At 66.8% G+C, this 23,441-nt stretch carries 23 protein-coding genes; 12 read left to right on the top strand and 11 right to left on the bottom strand.

The window, feature by feature from the left end:
• The gene (gene argF / locus DNK89_RS10490) at positions 1 to 960 is read left to right on the top strand and encodes an ornithine carbamoyltransferase (RefSeq protein WP_110960045.1); all 960 of its coding nucleotides are present in this window, start codon (positions 1 to 3) and stop codon (positions 958 to 960) included.
• Positions 961 to 967: 7 nt separating this feature from the next.
• Positions 968 to 1,648, top strand: a complete 681-nt coding sequence (locus DNK89_RS10495) for a hypothetical protein (RefSeq protein ID WP_110960046.1) — start codon at positions 968 to 970, stop codon at positions 1,646 to 1,648.
• Positions 1,649 to 1,716: 68 nt separating this feature from the next.
• Here the strand turns inward: DNK89_RS10495 and DNK89_RS24500 are convergent, their stop codons facing one another.
• The 6 genes from DNK89_RS24500 to DNK89_RS10525 form a co-directional block, all read right to left on the bottom strand.
• Positions 1,717 to 1,959 carry a hypothetical protein gene (locus DNK89_RS24500; protein ID WP_110960047.1) on the bottom strand — a complete coding sequence of 81 codons (243 nt, stop codon included), beginning with the start codon at positions 1,957 to 1,959 and terminating at the stop codon, positions 1,717 to 1,719.
• A 14-nt stretch (positions 1,960 to 1,973) separates the two neighbouring features.
• Complete coding sequence (locus tag DNK89_RS10505) at positions 1,974 to 3,899, bottom strand: ferrous iron transporter B (RefSeq protein ID WP_110960048.1); 1,926 nt, start codon at positions 3,897 to 3,899, stop codon at positions 1,974 to 1,976.
• Positions 3,896 to 4,225, bottom strand: a complete 330-nt coding sequence (locus DNK89_RS10510) for a FeoA family protein (protein ID WP_110960375.1) — start codon at positions 4,223 to 4,225, stop codon at positions 3,896 to 3,898. The genes DNK89_RS10505 and DNK89_RS10510 overlap by 4 nt, the downstream gene beginning before the upstream one ends.
• A gap of 137 nt (positions 4,226 to 4,362) precedes the next feature.
• Positions 4,363 to 4,761 (bottom strand): copper-binding protein, encoded by a 399-nt coding sequence (locus tag DNK89_RS10515; protein ID WP_238990778.1) that lies wholly within the window; start codon positions 4,759 to 4,761, stop codon positions 4,363 to 4,365.
• 20 nt (positions 4,762 to 4,781) lie between these two features.
• Positions 4,782 to 6,626 (bottom strand): S9 family peptidase, encoded by a 1,845-nt coding sequence (locus DNK89_RS10520; protein ID WP_161958934.1) that lies wholly within the window; start codon positions 6,624 to 6,626, stop codon positions 4,782 to 4,784.
• A 240-nt stretch (positions 6,627 to 6,866) separates the two neighbouring features.
• Complete coding sequence (locus DNK89_RS10525; RefSeq protein ID WP_110960051.1) at positions 6,867 to 7,742, bottom strand: NAD(P)-dependent oxidoreductase; 876 nt, start codon at positions 7,740 to 7,742, stop codon at positions 6,867 to 6,869.
• A 188-nt stretch (positions 7,743 to 7,930) separates the two neighbouring features.
• Here DNK89_RS10525 and DNK89_RS10530 point away from each other — a divergent pair, with 188 nt between their 5' ends.
• The 6 genes from DNK89_RS10530 to kynA all read left to right on the top strand — a co-directional run bounded on the left by DNK89_RS10530 (position 7,931) and on the right by kynA (position 13,512).
• A complete protein-coding gene (locus tag DNK89_RS10530; protein ID WP_015015397.1) occupies positions 7,931 to 8,596 on the top strand; it encodes a response regulator transcription factor in 666 nt (221 codons plus the stop codon).
• Positions 8,593 to 10,017 carry a HAMP domain-containing sensor histidine kinase gene (locus tag DNK89_RS10535; RefSeq protein ID WP_238990779.1) on the top strand — a complete coding sequence of 475 codons (1,425 nt, stop codon included), beginning with the start codon at positions 8,593 to 8,595 and terminating at the stop codon, positions 10,015 to 10,017. The genes DNK89_RS10530 and DNK89_RS10535 overlap by 4 nt, the downstream gene beginning before the upstream one ends.
• Positions 10,018 to 10,059: 42 nt before the next feature.
• Complete coding sequence (locus tag DNK89_RS10540; protein WP_110960053.1) at positions 10,060 to 10,410, top strand: YkgJ family cysteine cluster protein; 351 nt, start codon at positions 10,060 to 10,062, stop codon at positions 10,408 to 10,410.
• Positions 10,411 to 10,535: 125 nt separating this feature from the next.
• Positions 10,536 to 11,192, top strand: coding sequence for an arylformamidase (kynB, locus tag DNK89_RS10545; protein WP_110960054.1), 657 nt, complete (start codon positions 10,536 to 10,538; stop codon positions 11,190 to 11,192).
• A 97-nt stretch (positions 11,193 to 11,289) separates the two neighbouring features.
• Positions 11,290 to 12,600, top strand: a complete 1,311-nt coding sequence (kynU, locus tag DNK89_RS10550) for a kynureninase (protein WP_110960376.1) — start codon at positions 11,290 to 11,292, stop codon at positions 12,598 to 12,600.
• 21 nt (positions 12,601 to 12,621) lie between these two features.
• Entirely contained in the window at positions 12,622 to 13,512 is an 891-nt protein-coding gene (gene kynA, locus DNK89_RS10555; RefSeq protein WP_110960055.1) for a tryptophan 2,3-dioxygenase, read from the top strand.
• 138 nt (positions 13,513 to 13,650) lie between these two features.
• Here kynA and DNK89_RS10560 read toward each other — a convergent pair whose 3' ends face one another.
• Positions 13,651 to 15,684: a beta-propeller domain-containing protein gene (locus DNK89_RS10560; protein WP_110960056.1), complete on the bottom strand. Its 2,034-nt coding sequence runs from the start codon at positions 15,682 to 15,684 to the stop codon at positions 13,651 to 13,653.
• A 162-nt stretch (positions 15,685 to 15,846) separates the two neighbouring features.
• Here DNK89_RS10560 and DNK89_RS10565 point away from each other — a divergent pair, with 162 nt between their 5' ends.
• The gene (locus DNK89_RS10565; protein ID WP_110960057.1) at positions 15,847 to 16,674 is read left to right on the top strand and encodes a DUF6502 family protein; all 828 of its coding nucleotides are present in this window, start codon (positions 15,847 to 15,849) and stop codon (positions 16,672 to 16,674) included.
• Positions 16,658 to 17,179 carry a hypothetical protein gene (locus DNK89_RS10570; RefSeq protein ID WP_153064279.1) on the top strand — a complete coding sequence of 174 codons (522 nt, stop codon included), beginning with the start codon at positions 16,658 to 16,660 and terminating at the stop codon, positions 17,177 to 17,179. Before DNK89_RS10565 ends, DNK89_RS10570 begins: the two co-directional genes overlap by 17 nt.
• 94 nt (positions 17,180 to 17,273) lie before the next feature.
• Here the strand turns inward: DNK89_RS10570 and DNK89_RS10575 are convergent, their stop codons facing one another.
• The gene (locus DNK89_RS10575; RefSeq protein ID WP_015015403.1) at positions 17,274 to 17,636 is read right to left on the bottom strand and encodes an MliC family protein; all 363 of its coding nucleotides are present in this window, start codon (positions 17,634 to 17,636) and stop codon (positions 17,274 to 17,276) included.
• 660 nt (positions 17,637 to 18,296) lie between these two features.
• Here DNK89_RS10575 and DNK89_RS10580 point away from each other — a divergent pair.
• The gene (locus tag DNK89_RS10580; RefSeq protein ID WP_110960059.1) at positions 18,297 to 19,475 is read left to right on the top strand and encodes a nitrate/nitrite transporter; all 1,179 of its coding nucleotides are present in this window, start codon (positions 18,297 to 18,299) and stop codon (positions 19,473 to 19,475) included.
• Here the strand turns inward: DNK89_RS10580 and DNK89_RS10585 are convergent.
• On the bottom strand, positions 19,447 to 19,929 hold the full coding sequence (locus DNK89_RS10585; protein WP_110960060.1) for a hypothetical protein: 483 nt from the start codon (positions 19,927 to 19,929) through the stop codon (positions 19,447 to 19,449). The two genes, DNK89_RS10580 and DNK89_RS10585, sit on opposite strands and share 29 nt — an antisense overlap.
• 91 nt (positions 19,930 to 20,020) lie before the next feature.
• Here DNK89_RS10585 and DNK89_RS10590 point away from each other — a divergent pair, with 91 nt between their 5' ends.
• Positions 20,021 to 20,407: a MerR family transcriptional regulator gene (locus tag DNK89_RS10590; RefSeq protein WP_110960061.1), complete on the top strand. Its 387-nt coding sequence runs from the start codon at positions 20,021 to 20,023 to the stop codon at positions 20,405 to 20,407.
• 98 nt (positions 20,408 to 20,505) lie between these two features.
• On the opposite strand, the gene DNK89_RS10595 is transcribed toward DNK89_RS10590, so the two are convergent.
• Both DNK89_RS10595 and DNK89_RS10600 read right to left on the bottom strand, forming a co-directional pair.
• On the bottom strand, positions 20,506 to 22,137 hold the full coding sequence (locus tag DNK89_RS10595; protein WP_110960062.1) for a SpoVR family protein: 1,632 nt from the start codon (positions 22,135 to 22,137) through the stop codon (positions 20,506 to 20,508).
• A complete protein-coding gene (locus DNK89_RS10600) occupies positions 22,134 to 23,402 on the bottom strand; it encodes a YeaH/YhbH family protein (RefSeq protein ID WP_110960063.1) in 1,269 nt (422 codons plus the stop codon). The genes DNK89_RS10595 and DNK89_RS10600 overlap by 4 nt, the downstream gene beginning before the upstream one ends.
• Positions 23,403 to 23,441 lie beyond the last annotated feature (39 nt).

Consider the following 23,441-nt stretch of genomic DNA (forward strand, 5'->3'; position numbering starts at 1 on the left):
ATGACGACGCTGAAACATTACCTGCAGTTCACCGACCTCACCGCCGACGAGTACGCCTACCTGTTCGAGCGCGCCGCGCTCATCAAGAAGAAGTTCAAGGCCTACGAAAAGCACCACCCACTGGTGGACCGCACGCTGGCCATGATCTTCGAGAAGGCCAGCACCCGCACGCGCGTGAGCTTTGAGGCGGGCATGTACCAGCTCGGCGGCAGTGTGGTGCACCTGACCACGGGCGACAGCCAGCTGGGCCGCGCCGAACCCATCGAGGACAGCGCCAAGGTCATCAGCCGCATGACTGACCTGGTGATGATCCGCACCTACGAGCAAAGCAAGATCGAGCGTTTTGCCGCCAACTCGCGCGTGCCCGTGATCAACGGCCTGACCAACGAGTACCACCCCTGCCAGATCCTGGCGGACATCTTCACCTTTATCGAGCACCGGGGCCCCAAGGACGGAACCGGCAATCTGACCGATTGCCTCAAGGGCAAGACGGTGGCCTGGGTGGGTGACGGCAACAACATGGCCAACACCTGGCTGCAGGCCGCGTCGCTGCTGGGCTTCAAGGTGCATGTGAGCACGCCGCGCGGCTACGAAGTGGACGAGAAATTGGCCGCTGGCGCCCATGGAATCAGCGTTGACAGCTATCAATTCTTTAGCAACCCCATGGAAGCCTGCCGGGGCGCCGACCTGGTCACCACCGATGTGTGGACCAGCATGGGCTACGAAGCCGAGAACGAAGCGCGCAAGAAGGCCTTTGCCGACTGGTGCGTGGACACCGAAATGATGGCCGCCGCCCAACCCGACGCCCTCTTCATGCACTGCCTGCCCGCACACCGGGGCGAAGAGGTCGAGGCCGACGTGATCGATGGGCCGCAGTCCGTGGTGTGGGACGAGGCAGAGAATCGCATGCATGTACAAAAAGCACTGATGGAATATCTGCTTTTGGGCGAACTGGCCTGACAGCCCCATGCCCTGGCGCCGCCAGCCCGCCCACAGCGCCGAATTGCTGGCGCACTGGCAGGCCCTGGGCCAAGCGCTGGGGCGCGACACGCCCGCTTGGCGTGCTGAAGGCCGGCGCCTGCTGCGCAGCTGGGCCCGCTGGCCCCGCGCCTACCACGACACCACCCACCTGCGGGCCTGCCTGCGGCACCTGCAGGCGGTGCAGGGCCACCAGCCCGGCGCGATCCAAAACCCCCATGCCGTGGCCCTCGCCCTGTGGTACCACGACGCCATCTACTGGCCGTGGAGTGCACACAACGAAGAGCGCAGCGCCGACTGGGCGCACCAGTTCCTGCTCAGCCAAGGGCTGCCCTCTACGCTGGCCGATACCGTGCACCAGCATGTGATGGACACCCGCCACACCCCGGGTCCGCTCACCGGCGATGCGTTGTGGGTGGTGGACATCGACTTGGCCATACTGGGCCAAAACGACGCGGTGTACCGCCAGTTCGAACGCAACGTGCGGCGCGAATACTTCTTTGTGCGCTGGCCGCGTTATGTGGCGGGGCGCAGCGCGGTGCTGCAGGAGTTTCTGGACCGTCCGCGCATCTACGGCACGGACTACTTTGCGCAGCGCTACGAGGCCCAGGCGCGCGTCAACCTGCAACAGGCGCTGAGCGCGCTGGGCCAGGGCCAGCTGTACCAGTAGGCAATTGGAGCGGAAACGGCCTGTAGCGCTAGTGAATCATGCGGCAGCAGCTATACAAAAGATAGCAATTATTCAGAAACAGACCCGCGACGAACGGGCATGGCCACGGGCTTTTCAGCACCTGCATCGGATGGTGCCGCACAACTGCCGCAGCTGCTGCACCCACCATCGCTCGCGCCACAGCCGGGCGACTGGACCAGCCCCGGGTGGACCTTGCCCAACCCCTGGCGCCAGCGCCCGGGCATGTAACGCCAGAGCACATAGAGCGCCGCAGCGAGCACGATCAGACCAACGATGAATTGCTGGGCCATCACAACGTTTCTCCTCAGCCCCCGCCCAGCGCCAGCGCCACGCGGTAGGTCACAAAGCTCGCGGCATACGCCATGGCAAACAGGTACCCCACCATGAGCAGCGGGTAGCGCCAGCCATTGGTCTCACGCCGCACGGCGGCGATGGTGGAGATGCATTGCGGCGCAAACACATACCAGGCCATCAGCGATAGCGCAGTGGCCAGCGACCACGAGCCCGCAATCAGCGACCCCAGCTGGCTGGCCACCTCGTCGCCCGTGGCAGACAGCGCGTACACCGTGCCCAGTGCGCTCACCGCCACCTCGCGCGCCGCCATGCCGGGCACCAGCGCAATCGCAATCTGCCAGTTGAAGCCAATCGGCGCCACGATGACCTCCAGCAGGCGACCCAACTGGCCGGCCAGGCTGTAAGTGATGGCGGGCTGCGTGGCGCCTTCTGGCGCGCCGGGGTAGGTGGACAGGAACCACAACAACACGGTGACGGCCAGGATGATGCCGCCCACCCGCTTGATGAAAATCACCGCCCGCTCGTACAGCCCATAAGCCAGGCCCCGCACGCTGGGCCAGCGGTACGCGGGCAGCTCCATCATCAGCGGCGTGGCGCGCGTGTCGCTGCGGGCCAGCTTGGCCACCGCCGCCACGGCCATGGCGCTGACGATGCCCGCCACATACAGCGCAAACAGCACCACGCCCTGCAGATTGAACACCCCCGCCACGGTGCGCTCGGGGATGAAGGCCGCAATCAGCAGCGCATACACCGGCAGGCGCGCCGAGCAGGTCATGAGCGGGGCGATCATGATGGTCACCAGCCGGTCGCGCCAGTGGGTGATGGAGCGTGTGGCCATCACGCCTGGCACGGCACACGCAAAGCTCGACAGCAGCGGAATGAACGAGCGGCCCGACAGGCCTACCGTGCCCATCACGCGGTCCAGCAAGAACGCCGCGCGCGGCAGGTAGCCCGAGTCCTCCAGCGCCAGGATGAACAGGAACAGAAACAGGATTTGCGGCAAAAACACCAGCACCCCGCCCGCGCCCGCCAGCACCCCGTCGGTCAGCAGGCTGCGCAAGGGGCCGTCCGCCATGTGGGCGTTGACCTGGGCTGCCAGCCAGCCCACGCCATCTTCGATCCACGACTTGGGCAGCTCGGCCCAACTGAACACCGCCTGGAACATCAGGAACAGCGTGGCCGCCAGGATCAACAGGCCCCACACCGGGTGCAGCACCACCGCATCGATGCGGTCGTCCGTTCGCAGGCTAACCACCGGCACGCGCACGGCCTGGTCCAGAATGCGCCGCACCTCCTGGTGGGTGCGAATGACATCGTTCTGCGCCTCCAGATCGCTCGCGTCCAGGCGCGCCGCCGCATCGGGCGCCACCACCGGGCGCTGCAGTTGCTGCAGGTTGGCACTGTCCAGCCACTGCACCAGCTCCTGGGCGCCGTTGCCGCGCACGCCCACGGTGGCCAGCACGGGCATGCCCAGCTCGCGCGACAGCGCCTCGCGGTCAATCGCAATGCCCTGGCGCTCGGCCACGTCCATCATGTTGAGCACCAGCACCATGGGCAGGCCCAGGGCGCGCGCCTCCAGCACCAGGCGCAGGTTCAGGCGCAGGTGGGTGGCATCGGTCACGCACACCAGCACATCGGGCACGGGCTCGCCGGCGCGGCGCCCGCGCACGATGTCGCGGGTGATGGCCTCGTCCACGCTGTGTGCGTGCAGGCTGTAGGCGCCCGGTAGGTCCAGCACGCGCACGCGGCGGCCGGCGGCGGTCTGCAGCAGGCCTTCCTTGCGCTCCACCGTCACGCCCGCGTAGTTGGCCACCTTCTGGCGCGCACCCGTGAGCAGGTTGAACAGCGCGGTCTTGCCGCAGTTGGGGTTGCCCAGCAGCGCCACGCGCAGGGGCGCATCGGCGGCGGTGGGCTGCACAGTAGCCTGGGCGTTCATGCCAGCTCCTTGGCAGACAGGCTGGTGTCATCCAGCGGCTGCACCTGCACCATCGAGGCCTCCTGGCGACGCAGCGCAAACGTAGCCTGCCCCACCCGCACCGCGATGGGGTCGCCCCCCCATCCGCCGCGTGCGACCACCTGCACGGTTTCACCGGGCAGGAAGCCAATCTCCAGCAAGCGCAGCAGCATGCTGTGCTCTTGCGCGTCCTGCGCGGGCAACAAGCCCGTGACCCGGCCCAAGGCGCGGCGCGGCAACTGGTCCAGCCGCGAGGACAGGTTCTGCTGCGTAGGAAGATGCAACCGCGCCGCAGCGCCATCGTCCATGGTTTTCATGGTGACTGGCCTCGATACAAATAATAGTGATTCTCATTCTACCAATATCTGTATCGCAGTGGTCGCCGTCGCAATCTCTCCTTGATGCAGCGCAAGCTGCAGTGGCCCTTGCCCTGCCGGGCAGTCAGTCAGTCACATGGCTCCAACCTCTTGCACTCCGCCGTAACGCGGATGGACGTGAGCGTGTTTTCGCCGTCGATGTGCCGGGCAGTGAACTGCACCCAGGACCCCTGCGAAATGCCGTGCAGCAACGCGGGGTTGGCCACCCGGAAGGTCTGTGTGGTGAATGGCAACTTGGCGCGGGGCAGCAGCTTGAGCCGCACAAGCGTGGCGTTGCCGCCCGCATCCATCTCCACAGACACCAGCCGCGCACGGGTGTAGACCGGAGCCGCAGGGGCTGCACCCTCTGCAGCAGCCGAGGCCGCGCCCGCCGGTGCAACGGGCTGGGCGCCTGCCGCACCCCACACGGCGGGCAAGGCCAGTGCGGTGGCAAGCGCGCAGCCGTGCCGCCCCCAGCGGGCAAGCAACCAAGTGACTGCCTGCCCCATCAGAACGCCCACGCGCCCAGCTGGTAGTAGTCAAAACCGCTGGTCCGCCCACCCAGGCATCGGGCGAGGAAGTCCTCGGTCTTGCGGTACATGGTGAGATTGTTGGGCCAGCGCTGGTTGCCGTGGCCGTCCCCTTTGAAGGTGACGTAGTCCACCTCTTTGCCCGCCTTGCGCAGGGCCGCCACCATCCATTCGGACTGCTCCAGCTTCACGCGCGGGTCGTTCACACCGTGCATGATGAGGATGGGCTTTTGCGCATGCTCCGCCCGGTACAGGGGCGACTTCGCATCCATGCGCGCACGGTCTTCCGGCACGGCCGGGTTGCCAACATAGCGGTGCCACCAGGGCAGGCCCAGCTCCCAATACGGCGGGGCAGCCTCCAGCAGGCGCGCGATGTCCGTCACGCCCACCACATCCACGGCACACGCAAAGACTTCGGGCGTGAAGGTGGCACCCACCAGGGCTGAATAGCCGCCGTAGCTCGCGCCATAGATCGCCACGCGCTGCGGGTCGGCCACGCCACGCTCCACCGCCCAGCGCACGCCGTCCACCAGATCGTCGTGCATGCGGCCCGCGAACTCGCCCCGGGCTTTTTCCATGTGGTTGCGGCCGTAGCCGCTGGAGCCCCGGTAGTTCACCTGCAGCACGGCATAGCCCCGGTTGGCCAAGAACTGCTGCATGGAGCGGCTGGTGAGGCCATCGCCCCACCGGTCACGCCGCCATGGGCCGCCATGCACCAGCAGCACGGTGGGCAGCCGCTCAGGCGCAACCCCCACGGGTAGCGTGAGGTAGCCGTGAATGGTCAGGCCGTCCCGCGCGGTGTACGTGATGGGCCGGGTGGGCGCCAGGTCCTTGGCAATCAGGCTCAGGCGGTTTTCGCCCAGAAAGCGAGGCTCGTGTCCGTCACGCAGCAGGTAGCTGCGCGTGCCCCGGTCCGTGGCGACAGCGACCGTGAGCACTTTGTCAGTCCGGTCCAGACTGGTCACAAGCACCTCTGCCGGTTGATCTCCTGCCAGCGCAGACAACTGTGCATCAAGCGCGGCGTCGAACACCTTGCGCGCCGGGTAGCCCGGCATGAAGTACGCCAGCAGGGGCTCGCGAGTGCGGCGACTGAGCGTAACTTCATCCAAGTCCACGTCGGGCGAGGCAAACCACTCTTCCTCGGCACCTGTCGTCAGATCGATCCGCACCAGCGCCAGTTTGTCGCGCCCCCGGTTGGACAGCGCCCAGGCCTTGCGGCCTTCGTCGTGCAAGCCAAAGATGTTCAGCGTGTCCCACCGGCTGCGCTCTGCCACCGTCACCCAGGTGCTTGGCTCGGTGCCGGGCCGCTCCAGCAGCACTTGCTCGCCCTGGATCTGTGCCCGGGCGCGCAGCTGACCCTTGGTGTCCACACCCCACCAGTTCACGTTGCCGGGGTTGGTGGCCAGCAGCACCGGCGCGCCGCCCGCAGGGTTCACGCGGTACAGGTCAAACACCTTCTTGTCGCGCTGGTTGGAGGTGACGATGAAGTCGGACGATGCATCCACCGCCTCCGCAAAATGCGCCACCGAACGCGGTGCGGGCATCAACTCGCGCAACTCTGTGCCTGGGCCCTCGACCGCGCCCGCATAGATGCGGGTGTTTTCATCGCCCGTGGGGTCGGCCGTGATGCCGAGCCAGCGGCTGTCGGCACTGAAGCGGATGGTGCGCGCACGGATGCGAAACGCCTTGGCGTCGCCCCCATCGATGGACTGCACCCAGATCGCAGGCACCACGCCGTCGGTGCCAAACCAGGCAATGCGCTTTCCATCGGGCGACACGCGGTAGCCGCCGGTGGACTGGCGGCTGGCGACGAAGTCGCGCACGGGGATCAATTCGGGCAGCTGGGCTCCTGCCAGTGTGGGATGCGTCGGGCCGCTGGCGCAGCCCGCCAACAAAACTCCCGACAACACCGCACACCACCCTATCCATCTTGACGCCACGGAACTCCTCCTCATCTCGTACAACATGGCGGCATTGTGGAATGCCCAACCTTTGCGCCAGCCAAAGGGCCGAGTCGGCACACCGGCACGCATATCGCAGCGTGCTGTGGGCGAAGTGCTCCGCTACAGCGCCTCGGTACGCGCCTCCAGCGCTCTGACCACCGCCACCATGTCCTCCTGCCCCAGGCCCATGTCGGCGGTCTGCGCGAACAGTGCGTGGCACGCATCCAGCAGCGGCGATGCCAGCCGTGCATTGCGTGCCGCCTGGGCCACGAGCTGGTTGTTCTTGAGCACATCGTGGATGGCGGCCTGCACCTCGAAGTCGCGCGCCACCAGCTTGGCCAGCTTCACCTGCGACACGCTGCTGGCCATGGGGCCCGCATCGAGCACCGAGCGGAACAGCTCCATGTCCAGACCATGGTGGTCGGCAAAGTGCGCGGCTTCGCACAGTCCAGTCACCATGGTGATGAGAAAAAGGTTCACCGACAGCTTCATCAGCAGTGCCGACGGCACCGCTCCGCACACAAAGGTGGTGTGGCACATGGGCGCCAGCAACGGCTGCACCGCCTGCACGCTGGCCGGGTCGCCCGCCAGCATGCCCACCAGCTTTCCAGACTCTGCTGGCTTGCGCGATCCCGAAACAGGCGCCTCCACATAGCGCCCGCCGGCAGCCAGGATGTCCTGCTCCAGCGCCTTGGAATACTCGGGTGACGTAGTGCCCATGTGCACGATGATCCGGTCCCGCACCTGCGTGGCAAAACCCGGCGTGCCGCGCCGTAGCGCTTCATCCATGGCTGGTTCGTTGGCCAGCATGAGGATGATGACCTGCGCCTGCGCGCAGACCTCGGCGGGTGTTGCGCCCACTTGCGCGCCAGCGGCGCGCAGAAGCTCGCATTTCTCGGGCGACCGGTTCCACACCCACAACGGGGTGCCGGCCCGCGCCAGGTTCAGTGCCATGGGAAGGCCCATGACGCCCAGTCCGATAAAGCCAATCTGCATAGGAATACCTTTCTTTCTGTCAGCGGAGGGTTGACTGCAGTGCAGCGCCCGTCCATGGCGCCCTGGTGGGGCGGCTGGGGCGTGCGCTGCGCCCACTCTACCCAAAGTGGCGCCCGCGGTGGCAGGGACTTCTGTGCCTGCCCTCTGCATTTGGCATGGCTTAAGCTGCCGCCCGCCACAATCGCCCCATGCACATCCTGCTCATCGAAGACGACCTGGACCTGGGCCGGGCGCTGCAGTCCGCGCTGAAGGTGGAGGGCCTGACCAGCGAGTGGCTGCGCCGCGCGGTGGATGCCCCGGCCACCGTAGATGCCACCACCATCGACTGCGTGCTGCTGGACCTGACGCTGCCCGACGGCAGTGGCTTCGATCTGCTGGCGCGCTGGCGTGCGCAGATGGGTGACGGCGGGCAGGTGCCCATCATCGTGATCACGGCCCGCTCGGCCGTGGAGGACCGGCTGGCGGGCCTGGACGGTGGGGCGGACGACTTTGTGATCAAGCCCTTTGCCACAGCCGAGCTGATGTCCCGCATCCGCGCCGTGCTGCGCCGCAGTGCGCGCCAGGCCAGCGAGCGCTGGGTGCTGGGCGAGCTGGTGATCGAGCCGCGCCGCCACGCGGTGCAGCGCAACGGTGCGGTGCTGGACGTGTCGCCGCGCGAGTTCCAGCTGCTGCTGGAGCTGGCACGCGAGCCCGGCGTGGTGGTGTCCAAAAGCGTGCTGTCGCAGCGGCTAGACCCGCTGGGCGAGCCGGTGGACTTTGCCGCCATTGAAGTGCATGTGTCCAACCTGCGCCGCAAGATCGGTGCGGAGCTGATCCGCACGGTGCGGGGCGTGGGCTATCTGCTGCAAGCATGACCACGACGATGAAACACGCGTTGCGCAGCACATGGGCCTGGCTGGCCGAGCCCACGCTGATGCGCCGCAGCGTGGCCTCGGTGCTGGTGGCGTTTGTGGTGGTGTGGGCGGTGCTGCTAGGCTACAACTTCGTCAACTACAAACACACCATCACCCGCGACCCAGGCCTGATGAAATACGGTGACGCGGTGCTGGACTCGCTGGCCTCCATCACCGACCCCGCGCACGCCGCCACGGCCGTGGCGGCCACCGACCACTGGACCAATATCCGCCGCCGCCAGATCGGACTGCTGCCCGGGGTGCAGATGCACGAGCTGCTGGACGCGGCATCGGGCCAGCGCGTGTTCGCATCGCCGGGGCTGCAGAACGTGGCCTTGCCACCCGCCACACCGCGCGCTGAGCCTTTCATTGAAGAAGCCGCCCTGCAGGGCCGGTCGTTCCGCATCTATACCGGCCACAATGCGCGCTGGGTACTGCGGGTGTTTGAGACCAAGCGCACCGACTCCAACTTTCTGCAGTACAACGGTCGCGCGCTGCTGCCCTACCTGCTGCTGGCGTCGCCCTTTGTGCTGCTGGCGGTGTGGCTGTCGGTACGCCATGGCCTGCGGCCGCTGCAGCAGCTGGCCAGCCGCATTGCGCAGCGCGGGCAGGACGACCTGCAATCGGTGGGCTTCAACGCCCGTCATCGCGAACTGAAGCCGCTGGAGCAATCGCTGGACCACCTCTTCGCCCAGCTGCGGCAAAAGGTGGACCGCGAGCGCGCCTTTGTGCAGGACGCCGCGCACGAGATCCGCACGCCGCTGGCCGTCATCACCGCCCAGGCCCATGTGATGGCCCGCTCGCCCAGCGAAGAGGAACGCACGCAGGCCCAGGCCCATCTGGAGCAAGCCATCGCCCGCACCTCGCACCTGGCGCAGCAACTGCTGGACCTGGCCGCGCTGGACGATGCGCAGCGCCCCGCACCGCGAGACCTGGACGTGGCGCAGTGGCTGCGTGGCGCGCTGGCACAGGCTGCGCCGCAGGCCATCGCGCGGCAGATCGAGCTGTCGCTGGACGCGCCCGACACTTTTTCCGCCCGGCTCGACCAGCCTGCGTTCGAGTCCATCGCCCACAACCTCATCGACAACGCGCTGCGCTACACGCCCCACGGCGGCAACGTGGCGGTGGCGCTGCGGCGCGAGGGCGCGGCACTGCAACTGTCGGTGCAGGACGACGGGCCGGGCATCCCGGCCACCGAACACCAGCGGGTGTTCGAACGCTTCTACCGAGGCGCGGGCCATGCCGCCAGCGGCTCGGGCTTGGGCCTGGCCATCGTGCGGCAGGCGGTGCTGCGCATGAGCGGGCAGGTGCAGATCGGCGTGGGTGTGAATGGCAAAGGCGTGGGCTTTTTCGTTAGCATTCCCCTCCCCCACAGCGCCTGACGGCCCCGCCGCAGGCCCTGCGCCCATCCCCGCCCGTCCAGCATGTCCGAAGCCACACCCACCGCCGATTCCGCCCACCCGTGCCTTAGCTGCGGCGCCTGCTGCGCCAGCTTTCGCGTGGACTTTGCCGTGTACGAGATGCAGGCCATGGGCGGCACGGTGCCCGACGGCCTGGCGCTGGATGTGAACGGCAGCACCTGCCGCATGCGAGGCACGGAGCAGGTGCCCATCCGCTGCGCCGCGCTGACCGGCCAGGTGGGCCAGCACGTGGCGTGCAGCATTTACGAACTGCGCCCCGCGCCCTGCCGCGAGTTCTCGGCGGGCGACTACGCCTGCCACAAGGCGCGGGCGCGGCACGGGCTGGCGCCGCTGGAGGAAGGCCTGATTCTGTGAAGGTGGCACCCTTCCAGCAGCCGGGCTACTGCCGCATCAAAATAGTTTAGGCCTCAACAAAAAATCGACGCGGTGTTGGAAATAACCGACACCACGGTTTTTTCGGGACATGCAAACTTTGTCCCATGTCAACGCCTTCCTCCCCCACCGCCCGCCGGCTTTGGGATATCTCGCCGCCCGTGCACGCGGGCAGCCCCGTGTTCCCCGGCGACACGGCCTACAGCCAGAAGTGGTGCGCAACCATCGGACCCGGCTGCCCGGTCAATGTGAGCGCGATCACGATGTCGCCCCATGTGGGCGCTCATGCCGATGCCCCGCTGCACTACGACGCACAGGGCGCCACCATTGGCGACGTGTCGCTCGACGCCTTTCTGGGCCCCTGCCGCGTGATCAACGCCATCGGCTGCGGGCCGCTCATTACCTGGGAACACATCGCCCACGCCGTGGACGCCACCCTGCCCCCGCGCGTGCTGGTGCGCACGTATGAGCACATGCCCGTGGACCGCTGGGACGGCCAGCTGGCCGCCTATGCACCCGACACCATCGAGCGCCTGGCCGACCTGGGCGTGCTGCTGGTGGGCATCGACACCGCCAGCATCGACCCGGCCGACAGCAAGACGCTGGACAGCCACCAGGTCATCCGCCGCCGGGGTCTGCGCGTGCTCGAAAACCTTGTGCTCGACGCCGTGCCCGAGGGCGACTACGAACTCATCGCCCTGCCGCTGAAGCTGACCACGGCCGATGCATCCCCCGTGCGGGCCGTGCTGCGGGCGCTGGACTAGCGCGACACACAGAATTTCAAGCATTTTTGGCTGGAAGCGCTAGTAAAACATGCGCCAACAGCTATCAATAACATAGCATTCACCTCTCCCAATGCCCATGTCCATCACCCTTCAAGACTGCCGCACCCGCGACGCCCAAGACCCACTGCGCGCCCTGCGCGACCACTTTGCCCTGCCGCCTGGCGTGATCTACCTCGACGGCAACTCGCTGGGCGTGGCCCCCAAGGCCGCTGCCGCGCGCGTGGCCGATGTGGTCACCCGCGAATGGGGCACCGACCTCATCAAATCGTGGAACACCGCCAGCTGGTTTGACCTGCCCCAGCGCCTGGGCAACCAGCTCGCCCCGCTGATCGGCGCAGGCAAGGATGAAGTGGTGTGCACCGACAGCACCTCCATCAACCTCTACAAGGTGCTGAGCGCGGCGCTCAACATCGCCCGCGAAGACAGCCCCGTCCGCAAGCGCATCGTGAGCGAGCGCAGCAACTTCCCCACCGACCTCTACATTGCCGAAGGCCTGTGCAAGGAACGCGGGCTGGAGCTGGTGCTGGTGGAGCCTGAAGAAATTGCCGCATCGCTGACCAGCGACGTGGCCGTGCTGATGCTCACGCACGTGAACTACCGCACCGGCGCCATGCACGACATGGCGGCCATTACCGCTGCGGCGCACGCCCAGGGCATTCTGTGCGTGTGGGACCTGGCACACAGCGCGGGCGCGGTGCCTGTGGACCTGAACGGCGCGGGCGCCGACTTCTCCATCGGCTGCGGCTACAAATATTTGAACGGCGGCCCTGGCGCACCGGCCTTTGTGTGGGTGCACCCACGCCATGCTGACCGCTTCTGGCAGCCGCTGTCCGGCTGGTGGGGCCATGCCGCACCGTTTGCCTTCACGCCCGACTACCAGCCCGCACCCGGCATCACGCGCTACCTGTGCGGCACGCAGCCCATCATCAGCCTGTCGGCCCTGCAATGCGGGCTGGATGTGTTCACCGCCGCACAAAGCCTGGGCGGTATGGCGGCGCTGCGCACCAAGTCGCTGGCACTGACTGACCTGTTCATCCAGCTGGTGGAAGAGCGCTGCGCAGGCCACGGCCTGGGCCTGGCCACCCCGCGTGAGCATACGCAGCGCGGCTCGCAGGTGTGCCTGACGCGCGATGAAGGGGCTGGCGTGAACGGCCAGGGCAGCGGTGCCTACGCCATCGTGCAGGCGCTGATTGCGCGCGGCGTGATCGGCGACTTCCGCAAGGGCGACGGCGGCACGGGCCGCCACAAGGACATCCTGCGCTTTGGCTTCACGCCGCTGTACCTGGGCTTTGAAGACGTGTGGAATGCCGTGGAGCACCTGCGCCAAGTGCTGGAGAGCGGCGAGTGGCAGAAGGCCGAGTTCAACCAGACGCACGCCGTCACCTGATCGGAAAGGCAAACCACCATCATGTGCCCTTTCTCGCAAACCCCTGCGGGTGACAACAGCAACGCGGCATCTGCCGCCCTGCCCGAATCCATCGTGCACGAAGAGCGCGCCCAGCTCGACTTCAGCCAATCCATGAGCTATGGCGACTACCTGCAGCTCGACGCCATCCTCACCGCACAAAAGCCGCTGTCCCCCGCGCACGACGAGATGCTGTTCATCGTGCAGCACCAGACCAGCGAGCTGTGGATGAAGCTCATGCTGCACGAGCTGCGCGCGGCCATCGGCCACATTGCGCGCGACGAGCTGCCGCCCGCGTTCAAGATGCTGGCGCGCGTGAGCAAGATCATGGAGCAGCTGGTGCACGCCTGGGACGTGCTGGCCACCATGACACCGCCCGAGTACAGCGCCATGCGGCCGTACCTGGGCCAGTCCAGCGGCTTCCAGAGTTACCAGTACCGCTGCATCGAGTTCTCGATGGGCAACAAGAACCGCGCCATGCTCAAGCCCCACGAGCACCGCGCCGACCTGCTAGCGCAGGTGCAGGCCGCCTACGAAGCCCCGTCGCTGTACGACGAAGCCCTGCGCCTGATGGCCCGGCGCGGCCTGGCTGTGCCCGCCAGCCACACCGAACGCGACTGGACGCAGCCGTATGTGGAAAACGACGCGGTGGAGCAGGCCTGGCTCACCGTGTACCGCAACCCCGAAAAGCACTGGGACCTTTACCAGCTGGGCGAGGAGCTGACCGACTTGGAAGACGCCTTCCGCCTCTGGCGCTTCCGCCACGTGACCACCGTGGAGCGCGTGATCGGTTTCAAGCGCGGCACGGGCGGCACGGGCGGGGTGAGCTACCTGCGCAAGATGCTGGATGTGGTGCTGTTCCCCGAGATCTGGAAACTGCGCACGGATCTGTAAGCACAACGGCGCGCCGAAAAAATAGGCCTGTTCACCACCCCGGTGAACAGGCCTTTTAACTGCTGCCCGCGCCCTACAGAAAAGCGCAAGCAGCTATCGTTTTTATAGTTCTCTCCCTGAGTCGCAACCGGCAGCGCTTCAGTCTCCGGCCCTGGTGAACACCTGCCCCCCCGAGAGCTGGTAGGCCACGTTGTCCACCTGCAGGCTGCGCTCGTTGGCGATGTCAAAGCGGCTGTAGAGCCCAGGCGTGTCGCCGTTCAGGATGGCGGTGGACACCACCATGGAGCGCTGGGCCAGCGCGCCGGTGGTCGTGTTCACCTCCAGCCGCAAGGCGCCCTGGTAGCCCCGCACGGGTGGTGGCGTGCCTACGCCCGTGGGTGCCTGGTAGACGCGGGCGGGGAAGGCGATGCGCACCTTGCCATCCATGGCTTGCAGGTTGAGCACCGGTCGGGTGCTGTCGAGCGTGGTGATGCTGCCCCGGCCGCCCGCCGCCTGCGTGGTCAAGCGCTTGCCCTGCGCGGCATTACGCACGTCGAACACCGCAAGCTGAATGCCGTCGGCCACACCGCCCAGGGCGCTGTCCTTGCCCACGCCCAGCAACAGGCCGTTCGGCAGCGGCACCAGGTGGTCGGCATGGCCGCCCGCCGGCAGCTCGCCTGCCACGGCGGGATTGGCGGGGTTGGCCAGGTCCAGCACCCACACGGGTTCGGTGGTGGCAAAGGGGGTGGCATAGGCCCGGGTGCCTGCAAAGAACAGGTTGTCAATCTGCTGGTCGCCCCGCGCTGTGCGCAGCCGGATGGTCAGCTTGGCCTGCGGGCCCAAATAGCTGTCGCGGCCGCTGTCGCGCAGCACGGTCAGCAGCGCGGGGGAGGCCTGCTGGGCCTGAATGGTCACCGGCGGCATGCCGCTCTGGCCCGTCTTGCCGGTGAAGGTCAGCACGCGCAGATCGTTCTGGTATTCGTTCAGGCGCGATGGCAGGCGGCGCAGGTCCCAGCCCAGGTGGCCGTCCACACTGCCCGATGCGTCGTAGTCCACCTGCGCGCCACGGAAGGTGAACTTGTGGATGTCCGTGCGGCTGTCGGCCGGGAACACGGCGTTGGCCACATCGCCGCCATAGCGGTACTGCCGCGAGCTGGCCACATACACGCTGCGCGCGCCCAGGTGTACCGCCTCGCTGCCGCCCGCAAAGCAACGACTGGTGCGCGCCAAGCTGGACGAGGTGAGGTCGATGGCCGTGATGGACGTGAGCTGCAGCGACAGCGACGCGTTGCCCGTCTGCACCAGGCAGTCGGCCTCGTTGACCAGCGGCTGCGGCTGGCCACCATCCACCCGCAGTGTGGGGATCAGCGCGGCGGTGTTCAGGTCCTTGAGTGCCGCGTCCACCGCCGATGCCGTGGCCCCTGCCGGTACGGTAAAGCGCGTGAGGTCGGGCGACCAGGTGGTGACCAGGTACAGCGTGTTGCCAATCAAGCGGCTGCCCACCAGCAGTCCATCGATGCGCATCTGCTTGATCTGTGCGGGCGCCATGTCCTTGTGGATGGCAAACAGGTCCAGCGACAGCGTGCGGCTGTACTCCGGCAACACGGTGATGCTGGCGTCGGCCGCAGCCACCACGGGCTGGCGGTCGGCATACGGGTCTTGCTGCGACAGCACAGCGGCGCGCGTGCCACCGCCCGCCACATAAAAGCCTTGGGGGATGAATTTGGCGTCCAGCACGGCGCTGCCCACGCTGGACAGGCTGCCATCGGCCGCGCGGGCCAGGGCGGCCAGGCGCGGCGGCTCGCGGCCGGTGTCGGTGGCATAGGCGCGGTGCAGGCCGTACACCATGTTGCCCTCGGCCTTGATGAGGCCGTCTTCCTCCACCGCTGTGCCTGCCAGTGGCGAGCCGGTGTGGGTGACCACGCTGCCCGCGCTGCTCAAGCCCCCCACGGTGGGCACGGTGATGGCCGTGCCCGGATAGCCCAGCGCCACCCGCTGCGCAATCTTGGCCTTGAAGTACGCCACCAGATCGCCGGATCGCGCCACCTGCAGCCGCGCCTCGTTGGGGGTCTGCGGGTTGCCGCCCTCCCCGCCACCGCAGCCCGCCACGAATGCGGCGGTGGCCACGGCCAGCCATGCGGGCGACGCATGGGACATGCCCGCCAATGTGTTCATCAACCCTCGGTTCTTCATGTGATTGTTCTCCCTGTGAATGCGGATACCCACGGCGCGGCGTCGGCTTGAGCTCCCACCGCATCGTAGATAAGTGGGATAATATCCCACACAATTTCCAACCGTCAACCAGATGACAATCACAGCCTGCACCTGACACTCTCCGCGTTTCGGCCCTTTTTCATGCCCTCCCGCTCCGCCATCGTTCTGGCCTCCGCCCTGCACGTGCTGCGCCCTCTGGCGCGCCTGCTGCTGCGCAATGGCGTGGCCTACCCCGCGTTTGCGGCGGCGATGAAGAAGGTGTTTCTGGACGCTGCGCACGACGAGCTGCAGCGCACGGGCAAGAAGACCACCGACAGCGCGGTGAGCCTCATGTCGGGCGTGCACCGGCGCGATGTGCGCAACCTGGGCCGCCTGGCCGAGCCCGCCGCTGAAGAAGAAGCCGGCGAAACCCCGCTGAACATGGCCAGCCAGGTGGCCGCACGCTGGCTGAGCCAGACGGATTGCCTGGACGACGAGGGCCAGCCCCGCCCCCTGCCCCGCAGCGGCGAGCCCCCGCACTTCGACGGCCTGGTGGCCAGCATCAGCAGCGATGTGCGGCCCCGCGCGGTGCTTGACGAGCTGGTGCGCCTGGGCATGGCCGAGGAAGGTGAGGACGGCCAGATCCGCCTGCTGGTCGCCGGTTTTGTACCGCGCCAGGGCTTTGCCGAGATGGCGCAGCTGATGCAGGACAACCTGCACGACCACCTGGCCGCCGCCAGCCTCAACCTGGAGGGCGAGCACAACTACCTGGAGCAGGCCGTGTTTGTGGACCAGCTCAGCGAGGAATCCGCCCGCCGCCTGCACGTGGTGGCCGCCAAGGCCTGGCGTCAGGCCTTCAAGACCGTGATGACCGAGGCCCAGGCGCGCTACGACCACGACCAGAAAAACACCCCGCCCAGTGAGCGCAACCGGCGCGCCCGCTTTGGCAGCTACTTCTATGCCGCAGACCAAGATGAACGTCCTTCCTGAACTCTGGGCCCGGGCGGCCCGGCTGCTGGCCACCGCCACGGCCCTGCTGGTGCTGGCCGCCTGCGGTCCCGGCACCGGTGGCACGGGCACCGGCCCGATCAACGGCGCGGTCTATTTCTCGGGCGCGGGTTTCACGGTGGGTGCCCCCTGCGCGCTGCATTGCGGTGGCGCAGAGCTGCAGCTGGAAAACGAGCGGGTGGAACTCAGCATCAGCTGCCAGCGCTTTGTGTTCACCGGCCCGTGGCAGATCGATGCGCAGGGCGTGGCGCTGCTGCAGGGCACGCTGGAAACCACGGAATTTGCCAACGGCGGCGAGCCCCAAACCCGCACCATGGCCGCCGAGATGCAACTGCACTTCAGCGACACCCGCGCCGACAGCAGCCGCGAGGTGGTCGTCACCGTGCGGGACGCACATGGCAACCTGCTGGTCGCCCCCCGCATGCTGGAGCAGCGCCCTGCGTCTGCCGCAGCCGCCCCCGGCGCCTGCACGCCCGAGGCGCGCTGAAACGACACAGGGCCTGTGCAGACAGCTGCACAGGCCCTGAAAAAAACGAGAACCCAACCAGCCCATTACAGGCTGGGGTCAAAGAGAAACCAGGTTACTGGACGCCCGCCACCATCATCCCGCGGTTGCTGCGGCACCAGATCGGTGCCAGGTGTCCAATCTGGATCGTCAGTTCGTTGCCCTTGCCCAGCACCGTGGTGGGGCCGTTGCTGTAGGCGTAGCCGCTGTCAGCCGGCTGCTTGGGCAGTTCCACCGTCCAGCCGCTGCGGCGCATCACGCTGCGGCCTTGCTCGGGGTAGAACTGCATCTCGACCTTTTCGCCATTGCCGCAGGCGTATTGCATGCTGCTGCCGTCGGCGGGGGCGCTGAACGCCTGCATGGCGGGGGGCTGGCTTGCGCAGCCCGACAACAACAGGGTAGCCAACGCACCCGAACCCAGCAAAACCATCGTCTTCATCGGTCACTCCTGACATCGCGGCGCAGCCTCGCAGCGCGCCCGACAACTTCCATCCAACGGCTTGTGGCCACCGGCCCACAGGGCCTTTTCAGCGCCCCTGGCTGCCACTAAGCACAAACCTTGCCATTCACCACTTGCACCATCCTGATTGCGAGAGACCGAAATCTGCGATTCCAGAACCGTGGCACACACCCGGTGCAGCGCATGGACACAAGAGTGCCCCACGCCCCCGGCACCGTCATTGGGGTCATCCCCACATCGAGAGCCTCCTCTAAAGTCTGCCAACGCCCTGTGGCGTCCTCATGACGGCGCCTGCGACCCGCAGACAAGGCCCGATTGGGTGCATTCAAAAGCCCAATCCACCGCGTAAACGTCCGATTGCTGGCACAAGCACCCCAAAACGGGCAACATCCGATGCGTTTGGTGGGGTATGCAGCGGGCAGACTGGGACATACCCTAAGAGCCTGCGAACCAGCCCACCTGCGGGCACCGCCCCGTCCGTCGGCGACAGCGGCAGTTCTGCTCTGCGGGTAACCTCGCCGGGCCTCATGGCCAAGGGAGAACCGCTCCCAAACGCCACCGCCATCTGCCCTGGAGACTGCCCCCGTGCCCCCTTCGCCGCCCTCCCCACCGCTTCTTGCCCCCCGCGCCGCATGGGCCATGCTGCTGGCGCTGGTGACAGGCTTTGCGCTGAGCCAGGCGTTTCGCACCATCACGGCCATCATGGCGACGGGCTTGCGGGCCGAGTTCGGGCTGTCGGCACAAGCGCTGGGGGTGTTTGCCGGGGCGTTTGCGTTTGCCTTTGGCACCATGCAGCTGTTCATGGGCATCGGCATCGACCTGTACGGCGTGCGGCGCACCCTGCTGGTGGCGTTTCCGCTCACCATTGCGGGCGCGGTGTTGTCGGCACTGGCGCCGGGCTATGGCACGGTGCTGCTGGGGCAGGTGCTGATCGGTGTGGGCTGCGCGCCCGCATTTTTGGTGTGCACCGTGTTCATCGCGCGCTACTTTCCCGCGTCGCGGTTTGCCATGGTGTCGGGCGTGGCCATGGGGGTGGGTGGGCTGGGCATGCTGTTTACCGGCACGCCCCTGGCCTGGCTGGTGCAGCAGTCGTCCTGGCGCATGGGGTTTGGCGTGCTGGCGGGCCTGGCGGCGCTGGCCTGGCTGCTGATCTTCTGGAAGGTGCATGAGCCCGCACAACCCATCGACGATGCAGCCCCGCGCGAATCGGTGCTGGAGGCAGTGCGTGGCTTTGGCGCGCTGTTCCTGCTGCCGCACACCGCCGGCATCATGCTGCTGGCGCTGATGACGTACGCCTCGTTCCTCACGCTGCGCGGGCTGTGGCTGGGGCCGCTGCTGATCGAGCGGCACGGCTATTCACTGGTAGCCAGCGGCAATGTGGCCATGCTGTCGTCGCTGGTGTCGCTGTTCAGCCCGGCCTTTTTTGGTCGGCTGGACCCCGGCCCCACAGGGCGCAGGCGCTGGCTGCTGGGCTTTACGGCCCTGCTGGCAGCGCTGTTTGCAGCCATGGGCTTTTTGCACGCCGAATGGCTGGACGTGGGCGGCTCCGTGGCCGTGGGCCTGCTGTCCGGCTACATGGTGCTGCAGTACTCCGACGTGCGCTCGGCTTACGCCCCCGCCGTCACGGGGCGTGCCATGGCGGTGTTCACCATGGCGCTGTTCTTGGGCGTAGCGCTGATGCAGTGGGTGACGGGCGTGGCCGCCTCCATTGCCGCCGCACAGGGCGCAGACCCGTATGTGGCGGTGATGTTGACCATTGCCACCATGCTGGGGATGGGCGCACTGGCCTTCAGGCTGCTGCCCGCGCCCGCCCATTGACCCGATCATTCCCCTTTGCGGGGCCGGGCGGGCACAGTGCCGTGCTGCTGCCCGCCACGCGCCACCACTGCAGTACGCCAAACAGCAACTCGAACGCGGTAAAACCCAGCACGATGGCATTGGCGCCGTGCGCCACGGCGTAGATCTGCCAGGCCGCAAACAGAAACCGCGCCACGCCGTCCAGCCGCCCCAGCAACACCGTGGGCGCCACAATGCGCGCCAGCGACCACACCACCACCACCGAGCCCAGCAGGTTGGCCAGCAGCATGTGCGTGGTGTCCAAAGGGTGCAAGGTGCCGGGCAGAGCGAGCGCCTGGGCCAGCAGATTCAGTTGGGCATAGAGCCAGGCAAAGGTCCAGGGCAAGGCAAACGGCCAGGTGACGAGCAGGTCGTACCAGCCGCTGGCGCGCACGATGCGCAGGTAACGGTCGGAAGCGAAGGCGGGGATGGGCATGACAGGAAGCCTCTGAATGAATCAATGAGGCCCCGAGCTTCCACCTTGAAGTACGCTTCAGGGTCAAGCACTTTGTGAGGGGAACAGGATCATGCTGATCGGCGAACTGGCCACGGCCTCGGGCCTGAGCCGCGAGGCGCTGCGTTTTTATGAACAGCAGGGCCTGATCCGCGCGCGGCGCCTGGACAACGGTTACCGCGACTACCCGCCCGAGGTGGTGACGCTGGTGCAGTACATCCGCACCGCACAGCAGCTGGGCTTTACCCTGGCGGAGATCGGAGACCGGCTGCCCGCCATCTGGGACGCCGCCGAGCCCGGCCCCGCCTTGGCGCAGGTGCTCGCCGCCAAGCTGCAGGAGATCGATGACCGCATTGCCGCGCTGCAGGCCTTGCGCCAGACCCTGGCCGAGCGTGTGGCCACCGACTGCCCGCTGCAGGCCCGTGCGCCACGGGCCAAGGCCTCTTCGCCTGCTTTTTAAGCCGAATCGGGCGGTAGCGCCAGTGCATCATGCGCCAGCAGCTATCAAAAACAGAGCAATCTTCCTTCACCCGCTGCACAGGTACCAACGCAGCTCGGTCAGGTGGCTGAGGCAGGCACCTGGTGCAGCAGCACCGGGTGGTTGCCATCGGCGTCCGCACTCTCGATCTGCACCCCAAAGCCCCACAACCGCGCCACGTGCTTGAGCACCTCGTGCGTGTCGTCGGCCAGCGGGCGGCCCTGGTACTGGGTGTGGCGCAGGGTCAGGCTGCGGTCGCCGCGCAGGTTCACGTTCCACACCTGGATGTTGGGCTCGCGCGTGCCCAGGTCGTACTGCTGTGACAGCAACTGGCGCAGGCTGCGGTAGCCGTTTTCGTCGTGGATCTCGCTGACCACCAGATCGCGCTCGCCAGCGTCGTCATGCAGCGCAAACAGGCGCATCTCGCGCATCAGGTGCGGACTGAGGTACTGGCCGATGAAGCTTTCGTCCTTGAAGTTGCGCATGGCATGGTCCAGCGCGGGCAGCCAGGGGGTGCCTGCAATGTCGGGGAACCAGTGCCGGTCTTCCGCTGTGGGGTTCTGGCAGATGCGCTGGATGTCGCGGTACATGGCAAACCCCAGCGCATAGGGGTTGATGCCGCTGTAGGCGCGGTGCCCCACGGGCGGCTGGTAGACCACGTTGGTGTGCGAGCCCAGCCATTCGATCATCACGCCATCACTCAGATACCCCTCTTCGTACAGCGTGTTGAGCAGCGTGTAGTGCCAGAAGGTGGCCCAGCCTTCGTTCATCACCTGGGTCTGGCGCTGCGGGTAAAAGTACTGCGCAATCTTGCGCACGATGCGCACGATCTCGCGCTGCCAGGGCTCCAGCAGGGGGGCGTGTTTTTCGATGAAGTACAGGATGTTCTCCTGCGGCTCCTGCGGAAAGCGGTTGTGCTCTTGCGCCGCATCCTCCTTGCCAGGGCGCATGGGCAACGTGCGCCACAGCTCGTTGACCTGCTGCTGGGCGTAAGCTTCGCGCTGCTCGCGCTCCAGGCGTTCGCGCGCCAGGTTCTTCTTGGAGGGGCGGCGGTAGCGGTCCACGCCAAAGTTGGCCAGGGCATGGCAGGAGTCCAGCAGGCGCTCCACTTCACCCGTACCGTAGCGCTCCTCGCACTGGGCCACGTAATCCTTGGCATACACCAGGTAGTCGATGATGCTGGACGCATCGGTCCACATGCGGAACAGGTAGTTGCCCTTGAAGAAGCTGTTATGCCCGTAGGCGGCGTGGGCAATGACCAGCGCCTGCATGGCGGTGGTGTTCTCCTCCATCAGGTAGCTGATGCACGGGTTGGAGTTGATGACGATCTCGTACGCCAGCCCCATGTGCCCGCGCCGGTAGCGCCGCTCGGTGGCCAGAAACTCCTTGCCGTAGCTCCAGTGCCGGTAATTCACCGGCATGCCCACGCTGGAGTAGGCGTCCATCATCTGCTCGGCGGTGATGATCTCCAGCTGATTGGGGTAGGTGTCCAGGCCAAAGCGCTCGGCCGTGGCGGCGATGGCCGCGTGGTAGCGCTCGATCAGCTCGAACGTCCAGTCGCTCGGGTCGGGCAACGGCTCCGCAGGCCGCGCACCCGCAGGCAGAGGCTGGCCGGGCACGGCGCGGTGGCGGCGCTCGCCCACGGCAGCGGCCTTCCAGGGGTTGTCGCTCTGGCGGCGCTCCAGCACGGGGTACTGCACCACGTTGTTCATGCGGCCACCCCCTCTTTCTTGAACAGATCTCGGAACACGGGGTAGATGTCACCGGGTGCGCCAACCTTGCGCATCGCAAAGTGCGAGTACAGCGGCGCCAGCTGGCTGTACTCGTCCCACAGGTTCTGTTCTTCCTCAGCCACTTGCACATAGGCAAAGTAGCGCACCAGCGGCAGGATCTTGTCCACCAGCAGGTTGCGGCAGATGCCGCTGTCGTTGGTGAAGTTGTCGCCATCGCTGGCCTGGGCCACGTAGATGTTCCAGTCGCCCTGCGGGTAGCGCGCGCGGATGATCTGGTCCAGCAGCACCAGCGCGCTGCTCACCACCGTGCCGCCGCTTTCGGTGGAGTGGAAAAACTGCTCCTCGCTCACCTCGGCCGCCTGGGTGTGGTGGCGGATGAACACGATGTCGATCGACTCGTAGTGCCGTGTGAGAAACAGGTACAGCAGGATGAAGAAGCGCTTGGCCAGGTCCTTGCGCGTCTCATCCATGGAGCCCGACACATCCATCACGCAGAACATCACCGCCTGGCTGCTGGGCACAGGCACCGGCGTGCGCGCGCGAAAGCGCAGGTCGATGGGGTCCAAGTATGGAATCTTGCCGATGCGCGCCGTGAGCACATCGATGCGGCGCTGCAGCTCGGCCACCGCCTCGCTGGTGCCGTCGTCCTGCGCCAGCAGCGCGTCCAGTTCGGCCTGCAGCGCCAGCAGCTCGCGATGCGCCGACTTGCCCAGCGCAATGCGCCGCCCCAAGGCACCACGCATGGTGCGCAGCACGGCCAAGTTGTTGGGGATGCCGTCCTGGCTGTAGCCTGCGCGGCGCGACTTCCATTGCGGGTTCTCGCCGATGTGGGTGCGCAGCAGGTGCGGCAGCGCCAAGTCTTCAAAAAAGAGTTGCATGAACTCTTCTTTGGTCAGCGTGAAGGTGAAGTCGTCCTCGCCCTCGCCGCTGTCGCTGGCCTGCGACCCACGCCCGCCCGCACCGCCCTGGGGCCGCTCGATGCGGTCGCCGCGCACATGCTCTGCATTGCCGGGGTGCACGGTGTCGCGGATGCCTCCCTGGCCGTGGTGGAACACAGGCTCGCTGATGTCCTTGCGCGGGATGGTGATGTTCTCGGCCTGCTCCATGTCGCGGATGCCACGTTGCGAGACGGCACGGCGCACCGCATCCGCGATCTGCTCCTTGTAGCGACGAACAAATCGCTCACGGTTGCCCACCGACTTGTTCTTGCCAGCGAGCCTGCGGTCGATGATTTGCAATGCCATCCGTTGCTCCCGTTCCCCATGCAGGGCCTGTGGCCCTGG

Origin of the sequence: Acidovorax sp. ST3 (assembly GCF_003231145.1) — a bacterium.
Taxonomy (GTDB): Bacteria; Pseudomonadota; Gammaproteobacteria; order Burkholderiales; family Burkholderiaceae_C; genus Acidovorax.